The organism is Roseibium sp. TrichSKD4 (genome assembly GCF_000148725.1).
Lineage (GTDB): Bacteria > Pseudomonadota > Alphaproteobacteria > Rhizobiales > Stappiaceae > Roseibium.
Map to the genome: position 1 here is coordinate 21498 of NZ_GL476313.1, position 22722 is coordinate 44219.

Below are 22722 nucleotides of genomic sequence, written 5' to 3' on the forward strand. Positions count from 1 at the left end.
TTTATACATTCCGCAGATGAATATCGGTTTTATGAGTTAAAACACCTGACGACATATTTTTCGCAGACACGAAGGCAACTTATTCTACAAATTACTTCTATTTTTAAAGTATATTCAAAAAAATAGATTTTTCTCACCGCAATTTCTGGCATTGAAAAAGAATAGCTTCTTTGCATACAGGGAAAGTGCGCTCAAATGATTGGTCATACCAACCGTCAAAATTCAGAACCGATGGGCCCAATCTCGCATTCCGATGGACATGATGGTCCATGGTTGTTCAATTAACCTGTTCCATGCGCGGCAACAGATATCGATGATTTGTTCGTAGGATTTGAAGACCCGGTTTGACAGCCAGTTATCCCTGATGAACTGCCATAGGTTCTCGACCGGGTTCAATTCGGGAGACCTCGGTGGCAATGGGAGAAGGGTAATGTTGTTGGGAATGTCGAGTTTGCCAGATGTGTGCCAGCCAGCCTGGTCAAGGATGACAACGGCGTGGGCTCCCGGAGCGACTTGCGACGAGATTTCCTGAAGATGCATTTGCATGGCCATGATGTTGCACTTGGGAAGGACGAGCGCAGCACCGACACCCCGTTCCGGGCAGATGGCCCCAAATATCCATGCTGACTTTGTCCGCTGATCCTTGGGGGCCCGCGGCCTTGTCCCGCGTTTTGCCCATCGCCTTGTGATCTTGGTCTTTTGACCCACACGCGCCTCGTCCTGAAACCAAACCTCTATCGGGGTGCCGCTTTCAAGCTGATTGCCGATTTCCGCCAGTTCGGCTGGGAAGCTTTTTTAAAATCCTCGACGGCAAACTCGTTTTGCGCCGGATGCTGCGGCCGGGCCGTCAGACGCCGATAACCCGCATTCTTCAGCTCCCGCGATACGGTACGCTCGTCAACGACAATGCCAAATTCAGACAGGATCCACGCAGCGAGATCCTTCAAGCGCCAACGTACCACTGCATCCACCGATGGATACGGGCCTCGTTCGACAATCTCGATCAACGCACGACGCTGCTGCTCGTCAAGTTTTGAGGGGCGACCTGACTTGGGCGTATCCTTCAGACCATTGGGACCAGAAGCATTGAAACGCAGCACCCAATCGCGAATGATTTGGAGCGTCACTCCGCCAATATGAGCTGCGTCCGAACGGCTCCCCCCATCATAGATCACCGCCAATGACAAAAGGCGACGGGTCTGTTTGGCGTCCCGGCACACCCTCGCCAACCGGCGAAGGGTACAACCGTCAAAGTCATCTCGAAGCGGTATCGCGGCTCCCATGGCAAACTCCCATCGTTTGCCATCTGGAATCATATTCGCAACAAAACCGGAAGCCCAAATATGAGTCACTTCATCTGACGTTTGGTATCAGGGGTTACTGGAAGAGAACGCTCAATAGTTCCTGAAACTTATATGCTGGGCCAGAGAGCCCCCGATCCTCGCTCGCCACAAGGCAGAGACTGCAAGTCCCGACATCACGCTGGTCCATTGAAATCCGCTTATAACCGGCGAGTTGCAAAGGTTGGTCGCGCTGTTCTGCAATGACGAGACACCCTACAAGCGGCAGATGCGCATGCTCCAGATGCTCCAGGACATCCGGGCCGCAATAATTTCGCTGCGCATCTACGCGGAACCGTTCGGACGCTGCCAATATTCGTGTGGTCACTTCTGTGCCCGCAGGCGGCAGCGCAATCCGCATGTTTTGTAGTTCATAGACCTTGAGAGCCTCAGAACGCCCAAGCCCAATTCCGTTCGGAACAAACGCACTCACTTCAAGATCCAGTGCGTGGAGGACGTTCATTCCTCTCCGCAAAACCGGATTGACGAACAGCGCAAGGTCGAGACTTCCGTCCCTCAATTTCTCAAACAACACGCTCTGATGAATATGCTCGATCTCAACGTCAACATTGTTGTTGTCGCGCTGGAACTCACTGATCAAACGATAGAGCGAGCCACAATGAATATCCTGCGACAAGCCCAGCTTCACACTCCCGATACTCAGCCCGCGGATATTGTTGATCTGGTTTCGAACTCTTGCAAACCCGGACAACTGACTGAGAGCATAAGCATAAAAAATCTCGCCTTCCGGGGATAATCGCACACCACGGGTCAAACGCTCAAAAAGCTGAATATCCAGATCCAGCTCCAACGCCTGGATATGCCGGTTCAAGGCGGACGGGGAAATCGCCAATGTTTCGGCTGCCCCCCGAATAGAGCCCGTTTCCACGATTGCCTTTACATATCGAAAGCTTTGCAGATGCCGCATGGTTTTCGCGCCTTTTCTCAAAGCTTACCTATCAAGCGGTGCAAAAAACGCAACAGTTCGGTGATAACATTGCAGCAGACTGCACCGCATTTATCAGATTACCTCTCCCTCAGTCTTCCCAAGACCGCCACTGGACGGCCCCGCCGTTCCATTCCGCGACTTCAAGCCCGAGGGTTAAACCATGAAAAAACTCGCACTTGCCACAGCACTTCTTGTGACCACAGGCATCACGTCAGCGTCTGCCGAAATCAAGGTGGGTGTGCTTCACTCACTGTCTGGCACCATGGCGATTTCCGAAACCACGCTGAAAGACACCATGCTGATGCTCATTGAAGAGCAGAACAAAAAGGGTGGTCTGCTGGATCAGGAACTCGTACCCGTGGTTGTAGACCCGGCCTCCGATTGGCCCCTCTTTGCTGAGAAAGCCCGCGAACTTCTTACCGTTCAGGACGTAGACGTCATTTTTGGAGCATGGACCTCAGTCTCTCGGAAATCCGTTCTTCCCGTGATCGAAGAGCTGAACGGCCTGATGTTCTACCCGGTTCAATATGAAGGTGAGGAAAGCTCCAAGAACGTCTTTTACACGGGAGCCGCTCCAAACCAGCAGGCAATCCCGGCAACAGACTACTTTCTCGAAGAATTGGGCGTTGAGAAATTCGCACTCCTGGGCACTGACTATGTCTACCCGCGCACAACCAACAAGATCCTCGAACAATATCTGAAGGACAAGGGCATCGCGGCAGAGGACATCTTCGTCAACTATACGCCGTTCGGGCATTCGGATTGGTCTAAGATCGTGGCTGACGTGGTCGCGCTCGGGGCTGATGGCAAGAAAGTCGGCGTGATCTCGACGATCAACGGCGATGCGAATATCGGCTTTTACAAGGAACTTGCAGCGGCCGGCGTTTCAGCAAACGACATTCCGGTCGTCGCCTTCTCCGTTGGTGAAGAAGAGCTGTCTGGCCTCGACACCAGCAACCTTGTCGGCCACCTCGCCGCATGGAATTACTTCCAGTCTGCAGACACAGAGGCAAATGCCGAATTCGTCAAAACCTGGAAGGCCCGTATGGGCGATGAGCGGGTCACTAACGACCCGATGGAAGCTCACTACATCGGGTTCAACATGTGGGTGAATGCGGTGGAAAAGGCAGGCACCACCGATGTCGATGCCGTTCGAAACGCGATGTACGGTCAGGAGTTACCGAACCTCACAGGCGGAACCTCCATCATGCTGCCAAACCACCACCTGGCAAAACCGGTCTTGATTGGAGAAATTCAGGAAGACGGCCAGTTCGACATCATCAGTCAGACCGAAGAAGTTTCCGGTGACGCATGGACTGACTTCCTGCCTGAATCTGCAGTCTTGAAGTCGGATTGGCAGGAGCTCGGTTGCGGTATGTACAACATTGAAACCGCTTCCTGCATCCAGCTGACCTCCAATTACTAAGCTCACCCGACAAACGACTTCGGGGCCTCAATTGCGAGGCCCCGGTTACTCCCAAAAACAAGAAAGCTATCATGTTGCGGTTTCTGGCGACGTTCATTTTGGTCCTATGCGCCCTTGGTCCGGCACAGGCTCAGGATCAAAACCTCCAATACATTCTTCAAGATCATCACAAGGCTGTGGAGCGAGCCTCCCGCAAAACAATTGATCCACTTTTGAAGGCATTGGCCGACGGTAAGCTTCCTGCAGTCCCCGGCTTTTTGGATGCCTGGCGAAACAAAAACGTCTGGATGAGCAAAGAAGATGGGCAATTTTATTTTCTGGCAGATCCGAAGGCCGATCCAGTCGAAATCATCGACATTGAAACAGGTGAGGCTCTTGGAACACATGCCCGCAAAGGCATGAAACAGCTCAAACCAAACAGCGGAGTGCGCACTATCCTGGCCTCGGCCTTGGTCGAGTTTCAGTTGAAGGACCCGGATCTGCAAACACGCACAGAAGCAGTGTTGGCGATTGAGCGCGGAGCAGATGCAGCGCACCTGCCGCTTCTCCAAGCAGCAGCGGAAACAGAACCCAACTCCGATCTGAAATTGCGCATGTCACGTCTTGTGCGCCTCTTGACCATTCGCTTTTCCAAAGACACGGACGCGCGTATTGCAACGATTAAATCCTTTGCCTCAGACACAAGCGTTGATGTTCGCAGTGCTCTGAACCCCTTGCTGGAAACACGTACCAATGCTGCCCCAACCCTTCCGGACACCATCAACCTTGCACGCCGCCTTGTCCCGGGTCAGCAGTTCTCGACAGACGAAGCCTATGACTTGCTTGTCAAACAAGGTCTCGCCCAACCAAGGCAAGACCTTGCAGCCCGAGATGCCATCCTCATTGAGAATATCGTAGATGGTCGGGTGGGAGACGCGCCGGTCTCAACTCTTTCGACAGAGGAAGCCCGAGATCGCGCCTATCAGAAGCTTGTACAACTGGGTCAGGCGCCAGCGTTGGTCACGCGCGCGGACGTTCGCGCCTCTTTGGACGAACATGTATTTTACGAAGAATATCTTGAGCCGGACCCAGGAATCACAACGGCGGCACTCGCCACATTGGACTCCATTTCCAACCGCGTTGACCTTTACGCAACAATTGACCTTGGGCTGGATGGCCTATCCCTCGCATCAATCTACTTTCTGGCCGCCATCGGGTTGGCCATCACCTTTGGCGTGATGGGCGTCATCAACATGGCTCATGGCGAATTCATCATGATCGGCGCCTATACCGGGTATGTCGTGCAACAGGTCATCCCGGACTATACCACCTCGATCATTGTGGCTCTGCCACTGGCTTTCATTTTGGCGTTTGCAGCCGGTGTTGCGCTGGAACGAAGTGTCATTCGCCACTTGCGCCACCGTCCATTGGAAACCTTGTTGGCAACATTTGGCGTGTCCATAGCCCTTCAGCAGCTGGCCAAAAACATCTTCGGAACGCAAGCGCGTCCGCTCACAGCGCCTGCCTGGCTGGACGGCTCCTGGATCATCAACGATATCATTTCCATCAGTATGATCCGTATTGCGATCTTCGCGCTGGCTTTGGCATTCCTTGGCCTCCTGATTTTCATCCTGACAAAAACGCGCTTCGGCCTTGAGGTTCGCGCCGTTACACAAAACCCGCGCATGGCCTCATCCATGGGCATCAACCCGGAACGCATCAACATGCTTACATTCGGGCTCGGGTCAGGCATTGCAGGAATTGCAGGTGTTGCCATCGGGCTCTTTGCCAAAGTCACCTCCGAGCTCGGGTCAGCCTATATCGTGCAAAGCTTCATGACAGTTGTTGTCGGCGGAGTTGGCAACATCTGGGGCACTTTGGCCGGCGCCGGGATGATCGGAAGCCTGCAGAAATTTATCGAGTGGTTGAACCCGTCCAACACCCTGGCCGCTCAGACCTACATGATCATCTTCATCATCATATTCATTCAGTTTCGGCCAAAGGGCATCATTGCCCTTAAAGGCCGCGCGGCGGGGGATTGAGCCATGGAACGGACATTTCTCGCACGCAATCCATCGGTGTTGGTTTTCCTTGGAGCCTTGGCACTCTTCACTCTGACGGTCACCATCCTCTCTGAAGGGTTAGGCATTGGCTTCCTGTCCACGAGTTTCATCAAGACACTCGGCAAAACTCTATGCCTCTGCCTGGCTGCTTTGGCGCTGGATTTGGTGTGGGGTTACTGCGGTATTCTGTCCCTCGGGCACTTCGCATTCTTCGGGCTCGGAGGCTACATGATCGGCATGTGGTTGATGTACGCCCGCACCGAGGAGATCGTTGTTTCCTCCCTTGCAAATGTACCTCTCCCGCCAACATCAGAGGAAATCCGCGACGCGATTGGAACACAGATCTTCGGCGTAGTTGGAGGTGCTGAATTACCGATGATTTGGAGCTTTGCCGATAGCCTAACCATTCAATTGGTGCTGGTGGTCCTCGTTCCAGGCATTCTGGCCTTTCTGTTCGGCTGGTTGGCCTTTCGGTCCCGTGTCAGCGGCGTCTACCTGTCTATCTTGACACAAGCCATGACACTCGCCCTGTCGCTTTATCTCTTTCAAAATGACAGTGGTCTGCGTGGGAACAACGGCCTTTCAGGCTTGCAGAACTTGCCAGGTGCCGAAAACGTGTCGCAAGCAACCCTGTCCATCTTGTTTTTATGGGGGTCAGCGCTAGCGCTCGGGAGCTTTTATATCGCCTCAGCTTGGTTCATGTCCGGAAAGTTTGGCAGCGCGATTCGCGCCATTCGGGACGATGAGAACCGTCTGCGATACCTTGGGTATTGGGTTGAAAGTTACAAGCTGCTGGTCTTCGTGGTCTCTGCCATCATCACAGCCATTGCCGGAGCGCTTTATTATCCGCAGGCCGGAATTATCAATCCAGCCGAGATTGCTCCAATTGCCTCTATCTATCTGGTTGTCTGGGTCGCCATTGGTGGGCGTGGGCGACTTTATGGCGCCGTCATTGGAGCCGCCTTTGTGTCGCTGATTTCAAGCTGGTTCACAGGTGGTCAAGCACCCGATATTCCGCTTGGCTTCTACACCATCAAATGGGTGGACTGGTGGCTTGTCCTCCTTGGGTTCGGCTTTGTCCTTGTGACACTTTACGCGCCAAAAGGGCTAGGCGGACTGGTGGATCAACTTGTGCGGAGGAAAAGCGCATGACCAGAGCCGAGACACTTCTGGAACTGGACAAGGTGTCAGTATCTTTCGACGGCTTCAAGGCGATCAACGAACTTTCCTTTGCCATCGGCTCAGCGGAGCTGCGGGCCATCATTGGCCCGAACGGTGCCGGCAAGACAACCATGATGGATATCATTACCGGTAAAACGCGGGCCGATAGTGGACAAGTAAAATATGGCGACCATGCCATTGATCTGCAAAACCTCTCAGAGAGCGCAATCGCGCAGGCGGGGATTGGTCGGAAATTCCAACGGCCAACCGTTTTTGAGAACCAGACGGTTCTAGAAAACCTCACCCTGGCCCTGCACAATGACCGCTCTCCTTTGAAAGTCCTCTTCAACAAGACCACAGAAATGGACCGACGCCGGGTCGATACGCTCGCCGACGAGGTCGGGTTGACGGATCACCTTCATCGCACCGCAGGTGAACTGTCTCACGGACAAAAGCAATGGCTGGAGATCGGCATGCTCTTGGCGCAAGAACCCCGCCTTTTGTTGGTCGATGAACCCGCCGCAGGCATGACACCGCAAGAACGGGAGCACACGACTGACATGTTGAAACGTGCGGCCAAAACATGTGCCGTGGTTGTCGTAGAGCATGACATGGAATTTGTCCGGCGGCTCGATTGTCGCGTCACTGTGCTCCATGAAGGGTCAGTGTTGGCCGAAGGATCGATTGATCACGTCATTCAGGACCGTCAGGTCATCGAAGTCTATCTAGGGCGGTGATCACCATGTTGAATTGCGCGAATATCACACTGCACTACGGCCAAAGCCAAATCCTCAACGGGGTCGACATGACAGCTGAGGTCGGTCGGATATCTTGCCTGATGGGCGTCAACGGGGTTGGAAAAACATCCCTCTTGAAGGTTTTGTCCGGCACACACTGCCATTCGGGAGGTTCCTACATCCTGAACGGAGAGGAACTCCCGCCCAACACCCCCGCCCATGCCCTTGCAAAGCGGGGCGTTGGTTACGTTCCGCAGGGCAGAGACATTTTTCCCTTACTCACAGTGAAGGAAAACATGGAGATCGGATTTTCCTGTCTGGATAAATCTGAGCGTTTTTTGCCGGACGAGCTGTTCGAGTTGTTTCCAGTTCTCAAGGAAATGCAGCACCGTCGTGGTGGTGACTTGTCGGGAGGACAGCAACAACAGCTGGCCATTGCACGCGCCCTGATCACCAAGCCGAAACTGCTTCTGCTGGATGAACCAACAGAAGGAATACAGCCCAACATCATCCAACAAATCGGGCGGGTGATTTCCTTTTTGAAAGATCGAGGCGACATGGCCATTGTTTTGGTTGAACAGTATTTTGACTTCGCCTTCGGGCTTGCCGACGACATCTATGTGATGGAACGAGGCAAAATGATCCTGAATGGAGAAAAATCAACCTTTCGCAAACAGGATGTGCGCGCCAAACTGGCCGTCTAGGGAGGTCCTTCCGAATGCTCGATTCGATTTCAAAACCTGTTATGCAGCGCGCCAAAGGCACGCTTCGCATTGGTTTTGAAACCAAAAATGGGCGCTCCTCTCTTATGGACCTTCATCAGGCCGGGTGCCTGAAAGCCATGATCCCGAAAAACCATGCGCCAATGCCAGACGCGGTGATGATCAACACCGCCGGCGGCTTGACCGGGGGAGATCAGCTGGATGTTTCTGTGTCAGTGGGCAATGGGACGCAGCTAAGAATGGCAACCCAGACCGCTGAGAGGATCTATCGAAGCACCGGGGACCACGCGCGCGTTAAGCTGAAGTTTGAGATTGGTGAAGCAGCACGCTTTGACTGGCTCGCGCAGGAAACAATCCTGTTTGAGGGTGGTCAGGTAAACCGTCAAATCAATGCTGATTTGGCCGAGGACGCATCTGCCCTCTTTGTTGAGCCTGTCATTTTGGGGCGCATAGCCATGGGGGAGACGCTCACGTTTGGCGCTTTGTACGACCACTGGCGCATTCACCGGGGTGGCAAACTTGTTTACGCGGATGCCCTGCGACTGGACAATTTTGAAGCTCTCAAAAGCCCCGCAGCGCTCGGCTCGAATTTGGCGTTCGCAACTCTCCTGTTTATCGACCCGATGGCCGAAGACCGTCGCGATCAGCTCAGGGACTTATTGGATTTGGAACCGATTGAGGCTGGGTGCAGCGCATGGAATGGCCTGTTGCTGGCCAGACTGATGGCACCGGACGCGGCCCAACTGCGCAAGTCCATCATCAAAGTGACAACAAATCTGCGTGGACGCGACATGCCACGCGTGTGGACGATGTGAGGAAAAAATGAAACTGACGCCCCGGGAAAAGGACAAACTTCTTGTCAGCCTCGCCGCCATGGTGGCGCGCAACCGGCTGGAGCGCGGTGTGAAACTTAATCATCCAGAAGCCATCGCCCTGATCACAGACTATGTCGTGGAAGGTGCCCGCGATGGCAGAAGTGTTGCTCAGCTGATGGACGAGGGAGGGAAGGTCATAACCGCAGAGCAATGCATGGACGGCATTGCGGACATGATCCATGACGTTCAGGTCGAAGCCACATTTCCTGACGGCACCAAGCTCGTCACCGTTCACCACCCGATCCGATAAAGGAGAGTGACCATGAGACTTCTGATTTTGACAGCAACAGCACTCTTCGCCAGTCCTGCACTCGCACATGATGGCACTCATCTCCACCCACACGGGCTTGAGACCGGCTATTTCATTCTCTTGGCCGCCATTGCCGTGGTGGTGGCAGCATATGTGGTGCGCCGATGAAACCGGGCGAGATTATTTGTAGGGACGGCGACATTGAGCTGAATGCCGGTGCGTCGACCCTAACGTTGAGCGTGGCCAACACGGGAGATAGGCCCATTCAGGTGGGCAGCCACTATCATTTCGAAGAAACGAACTCCGCACTGGAGTTTGACCGCGCCGCGGCGAGAGGTATGCGTCTCGATATTGCTGCAGGAACAGCCATCCGATTTGAACCGGGCCAGACTCGTGAGGTAAAGCTTGTGCCCTTGTCCGGTGCCCGGAAAGTCTTTGGTTTCAATCAGAAAATCATGGGAGATATCTAGATGCCCACCAGGATCTCCCGCAGTGCCTATGCAGACATGTACGGACCGACGACCGGCGACAAGGTCCGCCTGGCAGATACTGAACTATTCATTGAGGTTGAGAAAGATCTCACGACCTACGGCGAAGAGGTCAAGTTCGGCGGCGGCAAGGTGCTGCGTGATGGCATGGGACAAGCCCAGACCACCCGCGCAGATGGCGCTGTTGATACGATCATCACCAACGCACTGATTGTAGATGTTACAGGCATCTACAAGGCCGATGTCGGTCTTAAGGATGGACGCATTGCCGCGATAGGCAAGGCCGGAAACCCCGACACACAACCGAATGTCGATATTATCGTTGGCCCGGGAACGGAAGCGATTGCCGGGGAAGGCAAGATCCTGACGGCTGGCGGATTTGACAGCCACATCCACTGGATCTGCCCGCAACAGGTTGAAGATGCACTTCATTCCGGACTGACCACAATGCTCGGCGGGGGAACAGGGCCAGCACATGGCACTCTGGCCACAACCTGCACGCCCGGCCCCTGGCACATTGGGCGGATGTTTCAGGCATTGGATGGGCTGCCGATGAATGTCGCGTTATCCGGCAAAGGCAACGCATCCCTGCCTGCAGCGCTGATCGAGCAAGTCGAAGCCGGTGCGGCAGCTCTTAAACTTCACGAGGATTGGGGCTCAACACCTGCGGCCATTGATTGCTGTTTGTCCGTTGCGGACGACCACGATGTTCAAGTGATGATCCACACAGACACCTTGAACGAAAGCGGCTTTGTCGAAAACACCATCGCCGCCATGAAGGACCGCACCATTCACGCCTTCCACACGGAAGGTGCAGGTGGCGGCCATGCTCCGGATATCATCAAGGTCTGCGGCGAAAACCACGTTCTGCCGTCTTCAACCAATCCGACACGGCCCTACACCGTCAACACTCTGGAAGAACATCTGGATATGTTGATGGTGTGCCATCATCTGGACAAATCCATTCCCGAAGATGTGGCCTTTGCGGAAAGCCGCATTCGCAAGGAAACAATTGCAGCTGAGGACATCCTGCATGATCTGGGAGCCTTCTCGATCATCGCGTCGGATAGTCAGGCCATGGGCCGCGTGGGCGAAGTTATCATCCGCACATGGCAAACCGCCCATAAAATGAAAGTTCAGCGCGGACGTTTGGCAGAAGAGACGAGCAACAACGACAACTTCCGCGTTCGTCGATACATCGCCAAATACACGATCAATCCGGCTATCGCCCACGGCATGTCTCATGAGATCGGCTCCATTGAACCGGGCAAGCGCGCCGACCTTGTGCTCTGGGACCCCGCCTTTTTTGGCGTAAAGCCTCAACTGGTCCTGCTGGGGGGCACAATCGCCGTTGCTCAAATGGGGGATCCAAATGCCTCCATTCCGACACCGCAACCGGTTTATACAAGGCCCATGTTCGGTGCCCTTGCGCGATCCGTCGAAAGATCAGCAGCGATCTTTGTTTCGCAAGCTGGGCTCTCCAATGACATCAAGTCCAAATTCGGGTTGAACAAGGACCTGATCGCGGTCCGGTCCACACGCACGATCGGCAAAGCCGACATGGTTTTGAACAACGCAAAACCAGCAATTGACGTAGACCCGGAGACCTATGAAGTCCGCGCAGATGGCGAACTGTTGACTTGTGAGCCGGCAGCAGAGCTTCCTATGGCACAACGCTATTTCATGTATTGATGATGATCAGAGCCACAGATGTCATCCATGGCCACGACGCGCCCGCAGACACGGTCACTCTCGACTATGAGGCCCGTTTCAAACGGCGGATCGCCATGACCAGCGACAACGGGTTGGCCTTCCTTCTAGACCTGCCAAAGGTAACAGACCTGCGTGAAGGCGACGACTTGAAGCTGGAAGACGGTCGGCATATCCGGGTTCTGGCAGCTGATGAAAGTCTGATGCGGATCACGGCGAGCAGCCCACTCCATCTCATGCGGCTGACATGGCACATCGGCAACCGTCACCTGCCCTGCGAAATCGCAGAAGGTCACCTGCTGCTTCAGCCGGACCATGTAATCCGCGCCATGATTGAGCAACTGGGCGGAAAGGTTGAAGACGTCAAAGCCCCGTTCAAACCCGAAGGTGGTGCCTACGGCCAAGGCCGCACGCACTCTCATGAGCATTAGGACGCCCCCGACCGCATGAGCCTGTCTGCCCATCATATCATGGCCTGGATGTCACCAGCATTTCCAACCGGAGCCTTTGCCTATAGCCACGGTCTTGAACAGGCAATCCATTGTGATCTGATCTCGGACAGGAATTCGTTGGAGGACTGGCTATCAGTGCTCTTGCGTCAAGGAGGTATTCGCAACGACGCAATCCTGCTGGTTCATGCCTTTAAGGGGGAAGATGTTCGGGATCTGTGCGAAGCATTGGCAGGCTCGAAAGAGCGCCACAAGGAAACGATGGCCCAAGGGTCGGCCTTTGCAAAAACCGCAAGTGCGCTTTTGGAAACGCCCATTCCCCCAGCACCTCTGCCCGTAACCGTTGGTAAGGCAGCAGCAATGGCGGGCGTTCCAGTCGAAGACCTGCTACCGCTTTATATTCACGCCTTCATCGCAAATCTGATCTCGGCAGCAATTCGGCTTGTCCCACTTGGTCAAACTGATGGTCAGATTGTACTGCAAAATCTATTTGCACATATGGACGCATTGGCGGAGGAAGCTCTTGCTGCAGGACTGGATGATCTTGGCACTTGCAGCATTGGCGCTGATCTCGCTGCAATGAAACACGAAGACATGACAACCCGGATATTCAAATCATGAATGGCCCATTGCGCGTTGGTATTGGTGGTCCCGTCGGTGCAGGCAAGACCTCGCTCACAGAAGCTTTATGCCGTCGGCTCGCCGTCAACCTTTCCATGGCGGTCGTAACCAATGACATCTACACACGAGAAGATGCAGACTATCTGATGCGTGTGCAGGCGCTCCCGTCTGAGCGCATTCGTGGGGTGGAAACCGGCGGCTGTCCGCACACCGCGATCCGGGAAGACGCCTCAATCAATCTGGCTGCCATCGACGACCTCACTCAAAAGATACCCGACCTTGATCTGGTGCTGATTGAATCGGGAGGAGACAATCTCGCCGCCACTTTCAGCCCGGAACTCGCGGATTTAACGATTTATGTGATTTCCACCGCCATGGGCGAAGAAATCCCCCGCAAAGGCGGCCTGGGCATCACCCGCTCTGACATTTTGATCATCAACAAGACAGACCTTGCGCCTTATGTGGACGTAGACTTGTCCGTGATGGAACATGACGCAAAAACCCAGCGCGGTGCCCGAAAAACTGTCTTCACCAATATGAAAACCGGCGAAGGCATTGATGCCATTATTTCGGAGCTGACCGCACTAGGCGGCCTCTGATTGCTTCTTTAAAGGCTGACACAAGTGGCCGATCAGCGGCCCCGGATCGGCTTAACAGCCCAATTGGCCGCGAGATGATCGGCTTTACCAAAGGCACAAAATGAAGGTCATTCGCGGTCGCCAAATCCGCTGAGGACTTTGGTAGAACAGCAACACCCTTGCCGTGTCGAACCAACTCCACAGCCGTTGTCGTTCGCTCCACTTCAAAGGCCCAATAGGCCGACAAACCAACCCGCGCCAACGTCTCGTCAATCAAAAGGCGATTGCCAGTGCCTCTCGCTGGCAAGATAAGGTCGCAATCCTCCAACTCTTTCCATTCGATCTCATTTTTCTCTGCAAGAGCGTGAGAGAAGGGCAGAAACACGCCCAGTTCATCTTCAAGAAACGTTTCAAACTCTGTGCCCGGGTCGAGAGCGCCAATAGATCCAATTCCGAAATCAGCTTCACCGCTGGATACTGCTTCAACCACCTCATTGGATGCTCGGTCTAGTATTCTCAGGCGAAACTGGTGCCCGTCATCTTGCACCTTTCTGAGCGGCGGTTCCAAAACAGCAGACATAACTGTCGGGATAACCGCCACCGTAACAACCATATGGCGCTGAGAAACGTGTGCCACACTGTCATCCCGCATGGCCCGCAGTGTCTCGCGCGCATTTTCCAGCATCGTTTCTGCAGATCCCAGAAAGCGTTTTGCTGCCAATGTCGGCTTGACCTGTCGTGTTGACCGCTCAAACAAGACGCAACCAAGCGCTTCTTCCAGCTTCTGAATACGCCGGGTCACTGCCGATTGCGACAGGTTCAAACGGTCCCCGGCCAGATGGAAAGACTGAGTTTCCATAACCACCAAGAAAGCTTCCAGATCGCCAAAATCATAATTGATGCGCATTACGCATTAATTAGCCACTTCTTCTCATTGGTCAAATCAACCGAACATTGGATAGGTTATTGGGCGAGAGGAATTTATGACCAAGACCTACGATATAGCAGTCATCGGCGGCGGAAACGCAGCCCTTTGTGCAGCAATAACCGCAGCCGAACAAGGTGCGCATGTGCTGATCCTCGAAACAGCTCCAAAAGCCTATCGCGGTGGCAACTCTCGGCATACCCGGAATTTCAGGTGCATGCACGGTGCACCGCTTGGTCCTCTCATAGAGAGCTATGGTGAAGACGAGTATTTTGATGATCTGATCAAAGTCACCGGCGGCAAAACGGATGAACATCTCGCCCGCTTGGCGATCCGAATATCAGAGGAATGCCTGCCCTGGATGGAAGAGCGTGGCGTTCGGTTTCAGCCATCACTCTCCGGCACACTTTCACTTGCACGCACCAACGCGTTTTTCATGGGCGGAGGCAAGTCACTGGTAAACGCCTATTACCGCACGGGTGAAAAGCTCGGTGTCGATGTCCATTACGAGGCCAATGTCATTCATCTCGAGTTGGACGGGGATCAGGTCGCCTTCCTCGATTACACTCATGAAAGAGTAACGCACCGCATCGAACCAAAGGCCACCGTCGTCGCGTCTGGTGGCTTTCAGGCTGACACAGACTGGCTCACCCGCGCTTGGGGTCCAGCAGCTGAAAACTTCCTCATTCGCGGAACGCCCTACAATCGCGGCGTGGTCCTAGCTGACTTGCTGGAGCAAGGTGTCAATTCGGTTGGCGACCCAACGCAATGCCACGCTGTTGCCATTGATGGCCGAGCCCCGAAGTTCGATGGTGGGATCGTAACTCGTCTTGACTGCGTGCCATTTTCGATTGTCGTCAACAAAAACGCAGAACGGTTTTACGACGAAGGTGAAGATGTTTGGCCAAAACGGTATGCGATCTGGGGCCGGCTGGTTGCCAATCAGCCCGATCAAGTTGGCTATGTCATCATCGATGCCAAATCGCTCAACCTATTCATGCCGTCCGTCTTTCCGCCGATCGAGGCAAATAGTCTGGCAGAGCTCGCAGGTGGTCATGGCGATGGTTGCAATTTTGAAGACGAAGACCGGTTCAGCCATGCGCTGCGCTATGCCCATCAGGCGGTCATGTACGGTTTTCTGTTGTGCTTTGCCTAAACTTCCGTCGCAACGCTTATGCACTACGTCTTCAACATGCCAGCTCCCTACCCACTGTTGTCACCTCCTAAGGTCTTAGGCGTTCCGGGCGGTATCTTAATGGTGATAGGAACCATGTGGCTGATGAAACTGAAAATAGCCGCCGATAGACATCTGGGTGCTGAACGCGCCTGGACCGGCGAGATGGCGTTCATCCTGCTGCTTTTCCTAGTGGCTGTGACCGGATTGCTTCTTTACGTGCTTGGAAACACTGCAGCGATGCCAGCAATGCTCGCCATTCATTTGGGTTCTGTCTTGAGTTTCCTTCTCTTAACGCCCTACACAAAAATGGCGCATGGATTTTACCGATTGGCTGCGCTCATCCGGGATGCCCAGCGTAAGGATATCAGTTAATCGGCAAAACGATTTCGGCTTTCAAACCCGGATTGGCGGAGGTGAGGATCAGCTTACCCCCGTGGCGTTGGGCGACACTTTCCACAATGGGAAGACCTAAACCGCTTCCGCCCCTCCCCTCTTCAACCTGACCAAATCTTTTCAGCGCAATCTCGATCTCATCTGCAGTTAGACCACGCCCATCGTCCTGAACTGTGATGACCACCGCTCCATCGTGCAAACCGCAACCAACAGAGATCTGGGAAAGTGTGTCGCCGCCATGACGCAGGGCGTTGTCGATCAGATTGGTAACTGCCTCCCGGATCATCGTCTGATCTCCATGGAACGAAAACGAGCCTGTCGAGCTTTGCCAATTGATCTGGATGGACGCAGGCCTGCGTCGTTGCACGTCACGCACGACCTCCTCAATGGTTTCCTTCAGAGGGAACTGATTGCCGGTTTCCTTGGGCGACGTTGATTTTATGCGTTCATAGGCCAACATTCGTTGCGCCAACTGGCTTGTTTCCTTGGCCGCGACAACAAGGTCTTCACTGCGCTCTCGCATGGTCTTCTCATCGCGCGCAGACTGCACCGCCTCCGCCAGCGCCAGAACACCTGCAACAGGCGTTCGAAGTTGGTGCGCGGCATTCGATATAAACTCGTTTTGCGCTTCCATCGTAGTCGATACCTGCCCGAGCAATCGATTAAGGGTACGCACGATCCCCTCAACCTCAAACGGCACCGCCCGGCGGATTGGTTTCAATTCGTCACTGGAGCGCAAATCAATGGCTTCCTGAAGGTTTAAAAGCGGCCGCAAACCGATGCGCACCCCAAACCAGACAATTAGGGCAAGCGACGCAATAATCGCTGAAATCGCGATGAACGTTCTCAACATAAGCGCCCGAACAAAGGCCGTGCGCACCCTGGTGTCCTGCCAAACAGTTGTCGTGAACATGCCGATGAAGCCATCCACCTGCATCTTGGACCGCATCCGTAACCCGCGCACGTCACGGCCAAGATACTCAGCATTAAAATAGATATATCCGGCCTCTCTATCACCGGCCTTCGGAATACCTACAGGTGGCGTGGCATAGCCTGCGACGATCACGCCATCCGGCGCATAAACGTGATAAAAAACCCGTCCACCAGACGTATCTGCCAAAATAGCCTTTGTGCTGGTTGAAAGGGCGTCACCACCCGAAATAGCAACATCGTTGGAGATGGAAAGCGCTGCCGACAGAAGGCTGCGGTCAAATACATCTCCCGCCGTCACGCGTGCATTGTTCAACTGCCAGAGCCCCGCCCCGAAAGCCACCCCAAGCAACGGCAACAAGATAATGAGCGTCAATCGCAGGCGAAGAGAATAGGTTCTCTTCATTGGCCGGATGCTCCTATCGAATAGCCAATCCCTCGCTGAACCTGAATGCTCACACCATACGAGGACAGTCGCTTTCTAAGGCGGGACACATAGACCTCGATGACCTTTTCGTCGCTCTCGCTCCCCGCACCGTAAAGATGATCGAGCAAAGCTCCTTTCGACAAGGCTCGCCCCTGCGCTTCTGCTAGGGCAGACAACAGAACAAGCTCACGCCGTGGCACATCAAGGACCGTGTCGCCATGCAAAAGCTGCAACGCATTTACATCCAGCTTGAGCGTGCCAAGTTTTATGAGTTGACGTGGCGCAGTCGCCTTTCGGCGCCCGAGAGCGCGCACCCGAGCAGCAAGTTCTTCCATCTCAAATGGCTTGACCAGATAATCATCTGCTCCGGCATCCAATCCCTTGACCCGATCTTGCGTCTCGCTTCTGGCAGTAAGGAGCAACACCGGCCGCGGGTCCCCTCGCTCCCGAAGTGCGGCAAGGATCTCCAGACCATTTTTTCCAGGTAGATTTATATCGAGGATCACAAGGTCCCCGTCTTCTGTTTTAAGAAAAAGATCCGCCTCTTCCCCGTCATGCAACACATCAACAGAATGCCCTGCATCCCGAAGCTGGTAAGCTATCCCTTTGGAAAGACTGATGTTATCTTCTACTAAAGCTATGCGCATATTTTTCTTTTTCGATGAAAGCTTAATGCAAGCTTCGCAGGGAAGACTGCTAGCATCAAGGCTCTTGGGAGAGAGCTGAACATACGTGCGCTGTAAGTTCAAGCGCATGCCTTTGGGAGGAAAATATGGTTGTTTCTAAGCTTGCGCGCCATCTGGCGCTCAGTGTCGCAGGTGCGTGTCTTGCTCTTGCTCCGTCTCAAATTTCAGCAGCAGAACTTGATCTGTCAGGCAAAACCGTTGAGTGGATTATTCCCTTTTCTGAGACAGGCGGTTCCGCCAAATGGGCCAACTTCTATGCTCTGCTCCTGAGCGAAGCCCTTCCTGGTCAACCAACAGTCGTCGTCAAGTTCATGCCGGGTGCAGGGTCCACAAAAGGCGCCAACTGGTTTCAGGGGCAAAACTACTCCGACAGTGAAGGCACGCTGATTTTCGGCTCTTCCGGGTCCACACAATTCCCGTATCTCTTGGGTGATCCGCGCGTTCGTTATGAGTACAAGGACTGGAATGTGGTTCTCGCCTCTGGCACTGGTGGCGTAGCCTATCTCCCGCCTGACCTTGCCGAGAAAATGGACGGCAATGACGCAAGCGCACTGCGGGATACGGACTTTATCTACGGTTCACAAGGCGCAACCCGTCTCGACCTTGTGCCACTGCTTGCTTGGGAAATGCTCGGCCTGAATGTTGAGCCGGTCTTTGGCATCAAGGGTCGCGGTGACGGCCGCCTGATGTTTGAGCGTGGTGAGGCCAACATCGATTACCAGACATCGTCTTCCTATCTGAAAGGCGTCACCCCTCTGGTAGAAGCTGGAACAGCCGTTCCGATGATGAGCTGGGGCGCATTGGATGACGATGGCAACATTGTCCGTGACCCAACTTTCCCAGACATGCCGACTTTCAAGGAAGTGTGCGAAGCCACAGATGGCTGCGAAACCTCCGGTGAAAAGTGGGATGCATGGAAAGCCTTCTTCATTGCAGGTTTCCCGGCGCAAAAAATGGTGTTCCTGCCAAACGGTGCATCTGAAGACGCCATTGCGACCTATGAAAAGGCCTTTGAAAAGGTCAAGGCTCGCGGTGACTTTGCGGACATTTCGTCAGGCCGTCTTGGCAAATACCCGCAAATGACCGGTGCCAAGGCAACCGGTGCGCTCAACAGCGCAACCAATGTCCCAGACAGTGCGAAGGCCTTTGTCGTTAGCTGGCTAAAAGATCGCTACGGCGTTTCCCTGAAATAGTCCGCCCTGAACAACGTCTAAGCCATTGATGTTGCGCGTGGCCGAAGCAATACGCAAATATTCGATTTGACCGGTTTGGGGATGGGGTTTGTGATCCAGAGCAGCAAAATGATCAGTGCATTGAGGATCAGACGCAGGTTATGACCGGCTGCGGCCAGCAGGGCGTTGATGGCATCGCCATTTTTGCCATTGAGGAAGTTCCGGTCAAGTCGTCCATCTGTTTTCATGTGGCCGATGGTGGCCTCGATCGCTGATCGTCGTTTCAGCTCACGCTTCATCTGTGCCGTCAGCCCGCGCTTCTGGCCGGAGATCATGACCTTGGCGTCGCCCTCATAATCATGCCCCCGATAGCCACGGTCCACATAGACACGCTCAGCTTTGGTGCCGCAGACTTTCTCAGCCTGACTGATGGTGTCATTCAAGGTGTGCCCATCATAGGGATTGCCCTCAAAAGCCCTCGCCGCAAGAACCAATCCTTCCCGATTGGTCGTGGCAATGCCAACCTTGGCCCCGAACTCGTAAGGTGTTCGCGCCTTGCCCTTGGCAATACAGGCCACTTCCGGCGCATGCATGGAATAAATCTTGTTTTTGTCCTTGGGGGTCTGGGCCAGAAGCCGCTCCACCAGTCCCAGCAGACGGGAGAACCGGTGCTCAAGACCTTCGTTGCCTGCGATCTTGCGGGAGATGTCGCGATAGACCCGGCCCAGATAGGTCTTCAGCTTTTTGAGTTCCCGGCGCATCCGCTTGAACTGTTTGGCATGGGCATAACGGCCCGCCATCAAGGCCGCCTTTTTGGCAACTCTGGTATGGCTGCGACGCAAGATGATGCCGGCCCTCTTGGCCTGGCGCACCAGAAGCTGCAAGGCCTTGTGATAAAGACGGCTATCGGTGGGATGGGCAATGGCTTTGGGTTGAACGGTCGTATCAACCAAGACCCGCTCAAGGCTGCTCTTCTTGATCGTCCCGCTCTCAATCGCAACACCTACCGTAGCAGAAAGAAGCTTTTCCATTCCCTCAGGACCAATCCGTTTGCGCCAGCGGGTCATGGTTGAGGGATCAATGGGGAATTGGTGCTGGAAAAACTCAAAACCGCAGAAAGACTGCCAGTAGGGGTTTTCAACCCAACGCTCAACCGTCTCTTCATCGGAAAGATCGTACATGTGCTTGAGAAAGTGCAGCCCGGCCATCAGACGCGTTGGTTTGGCCGGTCGTCCCAAGGGGCGATAATGCCTGCCGAACTCCGCATCAAATTCATCCCAAGGCATCAGACCAGACAGCCGCACCAACGAATGGTTCATATCGATGATTGCGGCCAGGCGTTCCTTGAACAGATCGCCACACCGTTTGTTGCGTTTTGAAGGTCTCATGAGAATATGCCAGAAAATGCGTGCTTCGGATCAACTAACCGGCATATTCACACATCCAAAACCCAATGGGTATCCATACTCTTCAATCAGTTAAGGGGTTTTTCAGCGCGAACGAAATAGGGTCTCCCAGCTTGTCCGCTCAGGTCATACCTTGAGCGGGCAAAGCGAGCCGCAACTTTTATCTATAAAATTTAGTCGGATTGATCCCGTGGACATTCTCAGTACCGCTTTGCCTGCGCTCGCGGACGCGGCCGCGCTTATCTTTCAACCAGCTGTGATGTTTTATCTGGTGCTGGGTGTAGTTATGGGCCTCTGCGTCGGGGTCTTCCCAGGTCTTGGCGGCATTGCCGCCCTTTCACTACTTCTGCCGTTCATGTTCGGCATGGACCCGATCCTCGGCCTCGCGCTGATGATCGGCATGGTGGCCGTTGTTCCAACCTCCGATACTTTCGCCTCAGTTTTGATGGGCATTCCCGGATCCTCGGCCTCACAAGCCACGGTGCTTGACGGCTTTCCAATGGCAAAACGTGGGGAAGCTGCACGCGCGCTTTCGGCTGCATTTTCGTCCTCTTTGTTTGGTGGCCTTGTTGGCGCTGCATTTCTGACAGTTTTCATTTTGGTCGCCAGACCCATCGTTTTGGAGTTCCGCACTCCGGAACTCCTAATGATCACTCTGTTTGGCCTGTCGATGGTTGGCATTCTCGCAGGGCGCGTAGCGATCAAAGGTCTAGTCGCAGCTGGTCTTGGCATGATGATCGGGACGATCGGCGAAGGTGATAGCGCCGGTGCTCTCCGCATGGCGACCTATGACATGCCCTACCTTACCGATGGACTGAAACTGGTCATCGTGGGCCTCGGCATCTTCGCCATTCCCGAAATTGTTGCCTTGCTTCGGCAAGACCGAGCCATTTCCGAAGGTGCTGTCCTTGGTGGCGGGTGGCTGAAGGGCGTCAAGGATTGGTTTGCCAATATTTGGCTATCGGTCCGCTGTTCCATTATCGGCGTCACTGTCGGTGTCATTCCGGGTCTTGGCGGCTCAGTTGTCGACTGGATTGCCTACGGGCACACGGTTCAGACCTCCAAGGACAAGTCAAACTTCGGTAGCGGTGATGTCCGCGGTGTCATTGGCCCGGAAAGCTCCAACAATGCCAAAGAAGGCGGCGGCCTTGTTCCGACGCTCCTATTCGGCATTCCGGGCTCTGGCTCGATGGCTGTTTTCATCGGCGCCGTTGCGCTGTTGGGCTCTGGACAGATCGAAGTTGGGCCATCGATGCTCAAGAACAATCTCGACATCACCTACGCGATTGTCTGGCTGCTCGCACTTGCCAACGTCGTCGGCACCTTGATCTGCATTGCAGGCTCTGGAGGGATCGCGCGTCTGACAACAATACCTTTCGGTTTGCTCGCGCCGTTCCTGTTCATGATCATTTCCTTTGCGGCCTTCCAATCTGGTCAAAACCTGATGGATCTGGTCGCTCTATTCGGCATAGGACTGCTCGGCATCTTGATGCGCCGCTTTGACTGGTCCCGCCCGGCATTCCTGATCGGATTTGTTCTTTCCAACCCTGCCGAAACCTACACAAACCAAGCGGTTCAGATCGCCAATTCCCGGTTCCGGAAGGGATTTGAGGAAGGTATCGATTATATCTTCTCGCCAATCGTCATCGTGCTTTTGATCATCACGGTGGTCTCCATCTTTGTCGGACTGCGTCAGGCCAAGAACATTCAGGCGGAAGGCGATGTGCCAATTGGCAACAAGCGCGCGCCACTGGTCTTTCTGCTGTTCATCTTCGCCTACCTGCTGACAGCCTTCATCAATGCGTCCCTCATCCCGGACTACTCCTCAGCGGACCGTGTCTTCCCGCAATTTGTCGGCTTTGTCTCTCTGGTTGGATGTCTCATTCTCTTCGTGCAAATGCGGCTCAAGCCGGAGACCGATGCGATCTTTGCAGATCGTGAAGCTGGAAACTCTGAGAACAACCGGCACGGGCTTTGGAACACATTGGCGTGGTTCGCAGGTCTTCTCATCCTGACGTCATTGGTTGGTTTCATTCTGGCGCTCGCTGTCTTCCTCGTCGCATTCCTGCATTTCCGGGCGGGTCGCACCTGGGGTTTCTCGGCTCTTTATGGCGCGGCAGGCATCACCTTCATGCTGACCATGGCATGGCTCTTGAACCGCGACTTCCCTCCAGGACTGTTGCAGTCCGCCATCGACCTCCCATGGCCATTCAAGTGAGGGCGAGATGCTTGCAAACGTTTCATATCCAAACAGGTAT

The 22722-nt window shown here is 54.2% G+C and carries 22 protein-coding genes and 1 pseudogene; 17 read left to right on the forward strand and 6 right to left on the reverse strand.

Annotated features, from left to right (window positions below):
- Positions 1–222 precede the first annotated feature (222 nt).
- Positions 223–1283, reverse strand: a protein-coding gene (locus tag TRICHSKD4_RS29280; RefSeq protein WP_085979595.1) for an IS630 family transposase whose coding sequence is annotated in 2 segments (ribosomal slippage) — positions 223–791 and positions 791–1283 — 1062 coding nt in all. Because the reading frame shifts where the segments join, the coding sequence is not laid out codon by codon here.
- A gap of 94 nt (positions 1284–1377) precedes the next feature.
- Entirely contained in the window at positions 1378–2268 is an 891-nt protein-coding gene (locus TRICHSKD4_RS28125) for a LysR family transcriptional regulator (protein ID WP_009467388.1), read from the reverse strand.
- A gap of 181 nt (positions 2269–2449) precedes the next feature.
- Here TRICHSKD4_RS28125 and urtA point away from each other — a divergent pair, with 181 nt between their 5' ends.
- The 13 genes from urtA (at position 2450) to ureG (ending at position 13369) form a co-directional block, all read left to right on the forward strand.
- Positions 2450–3715 carry an urea ABC transporter substrate-binding protein gene (gene urtA / locus TRICHSKD4_RS11315; protein ID WP_009467389.1) on the forward strand — a complete coding sequence of 422 codons (1266 nt, stop codon included), beginning with the start codon at positions 2450–2452 and terminating at the stop codon, positions 3713–3715.
- Between the two features lie 71 nt (positions 3716–3786).
- Entirely contained in the window at positions 3787–5736 is a 1950-nt protein-coding gene (urtB, locus tag TRICHSKD4_RS11320) for an urea ABC transporter permease subunit UrtB (protein WP_009467390.1), read from the forward strand.
- Between the two features lie 3 nt (positions 5737–5739).
- Positions 5740–6909, forward strand: a complete 1170-nt coding sequence (gene urtC, locus TRICHSKD4_RS11325; RefSeq protein ID WP_040616760.1) for an urea ABC transporter permease subunit UrtC — start codon at positions 5740–5742, stop codon at positions 6907–6909.
- On the forward strand, positions 6906–7655 hold the full coding sequence (urtD, locus tag TRICHSKD4_RS11330; RefSeq protein WP_009467392.1) for an urea ABC transporter ATP-binding protein UrtD: 750 nt from the start codon (positions 6906–6908) through the stop codon (positions 7653–7655). Before urtC ends, urtD begins: the two co-directional genes overlap by 4 nt.
- 5 nt (positions 7656–7660) lie before the next feature.
- Complete coding sequence (gene urtE / locus TRICHSKD4_RS11335; protein WP_009467393.1) at positions 7661–8359, forward strand: urea ABC transporter ATP-binding subunit UrtE; 699 nt, start codon at positions 7661–7663, stop codon at positions 8357–8359.
- Between the two features lie 14 nt (positions 8360–8373).
- A complete protein-coding gene (locus TRICHSKD4_RS11340; RefSeq protein ID WP_009467394.1) occupies positions 8374–9192 on the forward strand; it encodes an urease accessory protein UreD in 819 nt (272 codons plus the stop codon).
- 7 nt (positions 9193–9199) lie between these two features.
- Complete coding sequence (locus TRICHSKD4_RS11345) at positions 9200–9502, forward strand: urease subunit gamma (RefSeq protein WP_009467395.1); 303 nt, start codon at positions 9200–9202, stop codon at positions 9500–9502.
- Positions 9503–9514: 12 nt separating this feature from the next.
- A complete protein-coding gene (locus TRICHSKD4_RS11350; protein WP_009467396.1) occupies positions 9515–9670 on the forward strand; it encodes a hypothetical protein in 156 nt (51 codons plus the stop codon).
- The gene (locus tag TRICHSKD4_RS11355; protein ID WP_009467397.1) at positions 9667–9972 is read left to right on the forward strand and encodes an urease subunit beta; all 306 of its coding nucleotides are present in this window, start codon (positions 9667–9669) and stop codon (positions 9970–9972) included. The genes TRICHSKD4_RS11350 and TRICHSKD4_RS11355 overlap by 4 nt, the downstream gene beginning before the upstream one ends.
- Positions 9973–11682 carry an urease subunit alpha gene (gene ureC, locus TRICHSKD4_RS11360; protein WP_009467398.1) on the forward strand — a complete coding sequence of 570 codons (1710 nt, stop codon included), beginning with the start codon at positions 9973–9975 and terminating at the stop codon, positions 11680–11682.
- Positions 11682–12131, forward strand: coding sequence for an urease accessory protein UreE (locus tag TRICHSKD4_RS11365; protein WP_009467399.1), 450 nt, complete (start codon positions 11682–11684; stop codon positions 12129–12131). Before ureC ends, TRICHSKD4_RS11365 begins: the two co-directional genes overlap by 1 nt.
- Before the next feature lie 15 nt (positions 12132–12146).
- Entirely contained in the window at positions 12147–12770 is a 624-nt protein-coding gene (locus tag TRICHSKD4_RS11370; RefSeq protein WP_009467400.1) for an urease accessory protein UreF, read from the forward strand.
- Entirely contained in the window at positions 12758–13369 is a 612-nt protein-coding gene (ureG, locus tag TRICHSKD4_RS11375) for an urease accessory protein UreG (RefSeq protein ID WP_139052085.1), read from the forward strand. The genes TRICHSKD4_RS11370 and ureG overlap by 13 nt, the downstream gene beginning before the upstream one ends.
- Here ureG and TRICHSKD4_RS11380 read toward each other — a convergent pair.
- Positions 13335–14255: a LysR family transcriptional regulator gene (locus TRICHSKD4_RS11380; protein ID WP_009467402.1), complete on the reverse strand. Its 921-nt coding sequence runs from the start codon at positions 14253–14255 to the stop codon at positions 13335–13337. The two genes, ureG and TRICHSKD4_RS11380, sit on opposite strands and share 35 nt — an antisense overlap.
- Before the next feature lie 76 nt (positions 14256–14331).
- On the opposite strand from TRICHSKD4_RS11380, the pseudogene tcuA reads away from it, so the two are divergent.
- Both tcuA and TRICHSKD4_RS30225 read left to right on the forward strand, forming a co-directional pair.
- A pseudogene (gene tcuA, locus TRICHSKD4_RS11385) lies at positions 14332–15321 on the forward strand (FAD-dependent tricarballylate dehydrogenase TcuA); the annotation flags it as partial.
- 207 nt (positions 15322–15528) lie between these two features.
- Positions 15529–15822, forward strand: a complete 294-nt coding sequence (locus TRICHSKD4_RS30225) for a hypothetical protein (protein ID WP_139052086.1) — start codon at positions 15529–15531, stop codon at positions 15820–15822.
- Here the strand turns inward: TRICHSKD4_RS30225 and TRICHSKD4_RS11395 are convergent.
- Both TRICHSKD4_RS11395 and TRICHSKD4_RS11400 read right to left on the reverse strand, forming a co-directional pair.
- On the reverse strand, positions 15815–17179 hold the full coding sequence (locus TRICHSKD4_RS11395; RefSeq protein WP_009467405.1) for a sensor histidine kinase: 1365 nt from the start codon (positions 17177–17179) through the stop codon (positions 15815–15817). The two genes, TRICHSKD4_RS30225 and TRICHSKD4_RS11395, sit on opposite strands and share 8 nt — an antisense overlap.
- Positions 17176–17847 carry a response regulator transcription factor gene (locus tag TRICHSKD4_RS11400; protein ID WP_009467406.1) on the reverse strand — a complete coding sequence of 224 codons (672 nt, stop codon included), beginning with the start codon at positions 17845–17847 and terminating at the stop codon, positions 17176–17178. Before TRICHSKD4_RS11400 ends, TRICHSKD4_RS11395 begins: the two co-directional genes overlap by 4 nt.
- Before the next feature lie 125 nt (positions 17848–17972).
- Between TRICHSKD4_RS11400 and TRICHSKD4_RS11405 the strand changes: the two genes are divergently transcribed.
- Positions 17973–19079: a tricarboxylate transporter gene (locus TRICHSKD4_RS11405; RefSeq protein ID WP_009467407.1), complete on the forward strand. Its 1107-nt coding sequence runs from the start codon at positions 17973–17975 to the stop codon at positions 19077–19079.
- Between the two features lie 17 nt (positions 19080–19096).
- Here the strand turns inward: TRICHSKD4_RS11405 and TRICHSKD4_RS11410 are convergent, their stop codons facing one another.
- On the reverse strand, positions 19097–20446 hold the full coding sequence (locus TRICHSKD4_RS11410; RefSeq protein ID WP_009465529.1) for an IS5 family transposase: 1350 nt from the start codon (positions 20444–20446) through the stop codon (positions 19097–19099).
- Between the two features lie 208 nt (positions 20447–20654).
- Here TRICHSKD4_RS11410 and TRICHSKD4_RS11415 point away from each other — a divergent pair, with 208 nt between their 5' ends.
- Positions 20655–22682, forward strand: a complete 2028-nt coding sequence (locus TRICHSKD4_RS11415; RefSeq protein WP_009467408.1) for a tripartite tricarboxylate transporter permease — start codon at positions 20655–20657, stop codon at positions 22680–22682.
- Positions 22683–22722: the final 40 nt, after the last annotated feature.